Below are 5,332 nucleotides of genomic sequence, written 5' to 3' on the forward strand. Positions count from 1 at the left end.
ATATTAACAGCGATCATTGCTGATGAAAAATCATTTAAATATATTTATAATACATTTAAACGTGATTCAAATTAAAAACGCTATCCACCTCGATCATTCACTTTCTTAGAAATTGTTAAATTCTAAAAAGGAGACCACATACTATGGTCTCCTTTCGTATCTTTCTTTTATTTGGTTCCAGTTGAACCATGGCCACCACGGCTCACTTCATCTAACTCTTCAACCTCAAGAATTTCTACCGTTTCCATCTTCTTGTTTATGCGGAATTGACAAATTCGGTCGCCTTTTTGAATCACTGTATCTCTCATCGCTAATGCTGGGAAAAACCATTGATCTTCATTTCCACAATATGATTCATCAATGACACCAAACGAGTTCGTTTGTAAGACACCGAAGTTCTTGAATGTACTTGAGCGTGGTACTACATTCGCTTCATATCCTTCAGGCAATTTCATGCCAATGCCAAGTGGGATTAAAGCAAAATCAAATTGCTTGAGCTCTACTGTCTTAGCGGCACGTAAATCAATCCAATCACCGATTGCCAGTTTATTAATTTTTTCTAATTCTTTATCAAAATACTTTACTTTAATTTGTTTCGTCACGGTCCTATATTGCTCCTTTAATCATTGAAATAGAAATCTTCGTCACGTAAATGCTCCACTTTCGCCTTTTTATAGCCATTGCCCTTCATAGAAAAGAAGTCATGTGACTTTGTTTTCGTATCTAACCCGTTCAAGACGATTGGATTCACTTCTTCATCTTCAAAAAATGGAGCAAAACCAAGGTTCTGTAGGGCTTTATTAGCATTATAACGTACGAATTTCTTAACATCGGATGCTAAGTTTACTTGATCGTATACATCTTCTGTATATCTCATTTCATTATCATATAAGTCCTTTAATAAATCATAAGCGAATTCTTTTAATGATTGTTTTATTTCTTCACTTTGTTTATTATAAATTTCTTGCGCTAATAAACCTATATATACGCCGTGTATGGCTTCATCGCGAATTATTAAATTAATAATTTCTCCACTTTGCATCAATTTACCTTGACCATAGAAATACAATGGATAATAGAAACCACTGTAAAATAAAAAGCTTTCTAAGTAAACAGATGCTACCATAGCTTTATATAAACTGATTTCGTCATCATCTTGAATATCATTATAAATGCCAACAATCGTTTTCGCTTTATATTGCAAGTACTTATTTTGTTTGACCCATTCAAATACTTCGTTAATTTCCTCTGTTGAAGCCAACGTTAGGAAGATATTTGAATAAGATTTTGCGTGCACAGCATTTTCCATCATCGCCATAAAGTTTAGGACAGCTTTTCGCTGGTGACCTTCAACTCTTTCAGCTATTTTGGGCATACCAGTATTACCTTGCTCTGTATCAAGCAACGTTAATCCCGCTAATACTTTCTTATATGTGTCTTTTTCTAATTTATTTAGAAACTTCCATGTTAACAAATCACCATTTAAACTAATCTCTTCAGGAAGCCAGAATTGTTTTGTATTTTGATTGTAAAACATTTGTGTAAAGTTATCGTCATGTTTTGACCAGTTTGCCGCATCAAATACTTTGCTCATTAATTCATATCCCCTCTCTTAAACTGTACAAGATAAACAGCCTTCTTGACCTGTATCCTTTGTTCTTGCGTAATATAGTGTCTTAATTCCTTTATGGTGTGCATATAGGTCAATTTTGTTTAAATCTCTTGTTGTCATTGTATCTTTTAAGAAAAGAGTGAACGAAATACCTTGGTCAACATGTCGTTGAATAGTAGCAATCATATCAACTACTTTAAACATGTCCATATCATAAGCTTCTTTATAGAAAAACCAGTTTTCTTTACTTAAATAAGGCATAGGATAATATGTTTTCGAATTTCCGTATGTGCGCTCTTCAATTCGTTCCATAATAGGCATTACAGAAGCTGTAGAAGACTGCACGTAGGAAATCGATCCCGTAGGCGCAATACATAATCGGTAACTATTCGTTAAACCATACTTCGCAACTTCATCCTTCAGATTTGTCCAATCTTCCCTAGTTGGAATTTCGATTCCTTCAAACAGTGCCTGTACTTTCTCTGTTTGAGGCGAAAAGTCTTCCTGAAGATACTGTTTAAAGTATTCTCCTGTCGCATAAGTAGAATCTTCAAAACGATAATATTTAACACCTGTATCTCTTGCGATTTCCATCGAACGCTCAATTGAATAATAATTAACCAGCATAAAGAAAGTATTCGCAAAATCTCGCGCTACTTCACTTTCATAACTAATTTTGTTTTTCGCTAAATAACCATGTAAATTCATAGCGCCTAAACCAACACTTCTCATTAATGTGTTAGCTTTTTGAACGGCTGGAGCATTTTTTATATTTGTCTTTTCAGATACAGTTGTCAATGCATCTATACCGAGCTTTACTGTTTCCTTAATACTTTTGTTCTCCATTACATTAACGATATTCATGGATGCAAGATTACAAGAAATATCTAAGCCAATATCATCCTCTTCACCATAATCTGTATAAGTAGATACCGTAGATGCCTGTAACACTTCTGAACATAAATTACTGAATTTTACTTCTGAAATGTGATTATTCGCATGAACATCATTTACATTATCCTTAAACATAATATATGGGTAGCCGGATTCAAAACGAAGTGCCGCGATTTTCTCTAATAATCTTCTCGGATTAATTTTTTCTTTTCTAACGTTCGGATTGTCCACTAGCTTGTGGTACATCTTCGTCATGTTCATTTCATCAAGGAATTCACCATGTTCTTTATAAACTGAATAAGGATAGAATACATACATGTCTTTATCTTCACGAGCTAATTCAATGAATTTGTCAGGAATAACAACTCCGATTGACAATGTTTTTACTCGCACATCTTCATCTGCAGAAATTTTCTTCGTTTCAAGGAAATCATCAATATCTTTATGAAAAATATTCAAATAGACTGATCCGGACCCTTGACGTTGACCCATTTGATCAGCATAGCGAAATGCATGATCAAGTAATTTCATTACGCCAACTACACCTTTAGTCGCGTTCTCTATATCTTTAATTGGCTCACCTTTTGCGCGGATTTTTGATAAATTGGTAGAAACTCCGCCACCTACTTTAGATAATTGCATGGCGATGTTTTCACCCATGGAGATATCATTAAGAGAATCATTCATCTCTAACAAGAAACAACTTACTAGTTCTCCTCGACGTTTTCTTCCAGCATTTAAGAAGGTTGGTGTCGCTGGTTGAAACTCTTGATTAATCATCATTTCTGTAATTTTCTTCGCTTTATCAAAGTCTCCATCTGCTAAATATAGAGACACTATCGCAATACGATCTTCATATCGCTCTAATATTTTCTCTCGATCGTTTGTTTTCAACGCATAATCATTATAAAACTTGAATGCTGACATATATGAAGAGAATCTAAATTTCTTATTATAAGCAATATCAAAAATTTCTTTGATTTCTTCATAAGAATATTGACTTAGAAATTCTTCTTCATAGTAATCATTCTCTATTAAGTAATCTAGTTTCTCCTTTAAATCGTGGAAGAAAACCGTATTTTGATTAATATAATCAACGAAGTAGCTATGTGCAGCTTCTTTATCTTTCTCAAATTGAAAGACACCATCGTTTTTAATCATTATTTCATTATTCAGCTTTAACCATTTTGGAATTTGTTCTTTCATCAAGTATTGCTACCTCCCGTGTAAATACCTCTAAATCTCTGTTCGTACCACTCAATTCAAACTTTAGTATTAATGGTACTAAATATTGATTTGAGATTATATCGACTGCTCTTCCAAAATTAGATCCCCATACTTTGTTTCCACTAGAAGCAACAGCTTGTAAGTAAGAGTAGTTCTCTTCTAAAAAGTTAGCTGTACTTTCAGGTACTCCACCAAATCCTATTGTATAGGTTACAAGGATAAAAGGTTCATGTACACGTAGTCCATCGATTATTTTGACATTTTTTTTAGGTAGTTTATTTACAAACCTTTCAACATTCCCTGTTAAACTATCATAGACTATCAGCATAGTTACTCTTCTAACACCTCGTTTATCTTTTTCTTATTACACCTTTAGGCAATACCAATTGATTATATCAAATTATCGTAATAATATTCACCCTTGCAATTTCTTAATTCTTCTTTTTATACATGCTTTTTCCCTAATAGAAATTAAAAACCACCAAGCATAATAGCTCGGTGGCTTATATCAAATTTCATTAAAATAGTTATGAAAATTACATCTTATTCCTACGAGAATCGCTTAAGTTGATTTTCAGTTATTCCATCAATTAGCACTAGTTCACTCATTAGGATAGCTGCAGCTTTATTTAATAATTGCTTCTCACTTGAGTTCAGTGATTTTTCTTCTTCTATACGTCTTAAATCACGAACAACATCAATACAATCTGTAATTTTTCCAGTCTTTATTTTATCCGTATTTATTTTGAGTCTTTCTTTTACCGGAATAGACTGATCAGTAACCCCACCAAGATAGTTCTCCAATGCATCTTCCAATTTTTCACAATCAATTACTGGTCGTAAACCTAGTTTAGCTATGTTCTCAATAGGAATCATGACTTGTAGATTATTGATTGATAGCTTAATGACAAAATATTGTCGATATTCCCCTAACACTTCCTTCTTCTCAATAGCTTCAATCACACCTGCTCCATGCAATGGATATACAATACTGTCACCAATTTGAAACAAATAATCCACCTCCGAATATGTTACATTATCCATTATAACATACTCTTACACATGAATAAAATTTTTATTTTACCACCAATATTTTACCTATGTCAATAATTTAAAAAATTTTTTTCAAATATGAATAAAAATGTATATTTCCCGTACACTTTAATGAATAAATTACTCTATTTATTTAAGTCTAGAAGATTTTTGTCGAAATCTTTTGAAGCAAAGAATTAGTTAATTTTAGTACAGTATGATATACTAAATTAACCATTTAACCTGTTACTGTTTCTTTTTATCTCTATCCATTTTTGGGTAGAGATTTTTTATTTTTGATTAGAAAAGTCCTTTTTGGTTAATAAGGAACAAAATAAAAAGCAGATCCTATAAGAATCTGCTTGAATTTGTATGGTTGGTTCTTAAATTAAGCTTTGTGAACGTTTGCAGCTTGAAGACCACGTTGACCTTGCTCAACTTCGAAAGTTACGCTTTGACCTTCTTCTAAAGTTTTGAAGCCGTCACCTTGAATAGCTGAGAAATGTACGAATACATCTTCTCCGCCTTCGCGCTCGATGAATCCAAATCCTTTGTCTGCATTAAACC

At 33.0% G+C, this 5,332-nt stretch carries 6 protein-coding genes; all 6 read right to left on the reverse strand.

Annotated elements, in window-relative coordinates; genetic code table 11:
- Nucleotides 1-167: 167 nt before the first annotated feature.
- A complete protein-coding gene (locus tag V7014_RS25480) occupies nt 168-602 on the reverse strand; it encodes a dUTP diphosphatase (RefSeq protein ID WP_335511637.1) in 435 nt (144 codons plus the stop codon).
- 17 nt (nt 603-619) lie between these two features.
- Nucleotides 620-1,594, reverse strand: a complete 975-nt coding sequence (gene nrdF, locus V7014_RS25485) for a class 1b ribonucleoside-diphosphate reductase subunit beta (RefSeq protein ID WP_335511639.1) — start codon at nt 1,592-1,594, stop codon at nt 620-622.
- An 18-nt stretch (nt 1,595-1,612) separates the two neighbouring features.
- A complete protein-coding gene (nrdE, locus tag V7014_RS25490) occupies nt 1,613-3,712 on the reverse strand; it encodes a class 1b ribonucleoside-diphosphate reductase subunit alpha (RefSeq protein WP_335511655.1) in 2,100 nt (699 codons plus the stop codon).
- A complete protein-coding gene (gene nrdI / locus V7014_RS25495) occupies nt 3,675-4,061 on the reverse strand; it encodes a class Ib ribonucleoside-diphosphate reductase assembly flavoprotein NrdI (RefSeq protein ID WP_335511641.1) in 387 nt (128 codons plus the stop codon). The genes nrdE and nrdI overlap by 38 nt, the downstream gene beginning before the upstream one ends.
- Before the next feature lie 221 nt (nt 4,062-4,282).
- Nucleotides 4,283-4,777, reverse strand: coding sequence for a CarD family transcriptional regulator (locus tag V7014_RS25500; RefSeq protein ID WP_335511643.1), 495 nt, complete (start codon nt 4,775-4,777; stop codon nt 4,283-4,285).
- Nucleotides 4,778-5,153: 376 nt separating this feature from the next.
- Nucleotides 5,154-5,332: cold-shock protein (locus tag V7014_RS25505; protein ID WP_335511657.1), on the reverse strand; the 179-nt coding region annotated here is incomplete at its 5' end.

It is taken from the genome of Bacillus sp. JJ722, assembly GCF_036963345.1.
GTDB lineage: Bacteria > Bacillota > Bacilli > Bacillales > DSM-1321 > Bacillus_AD.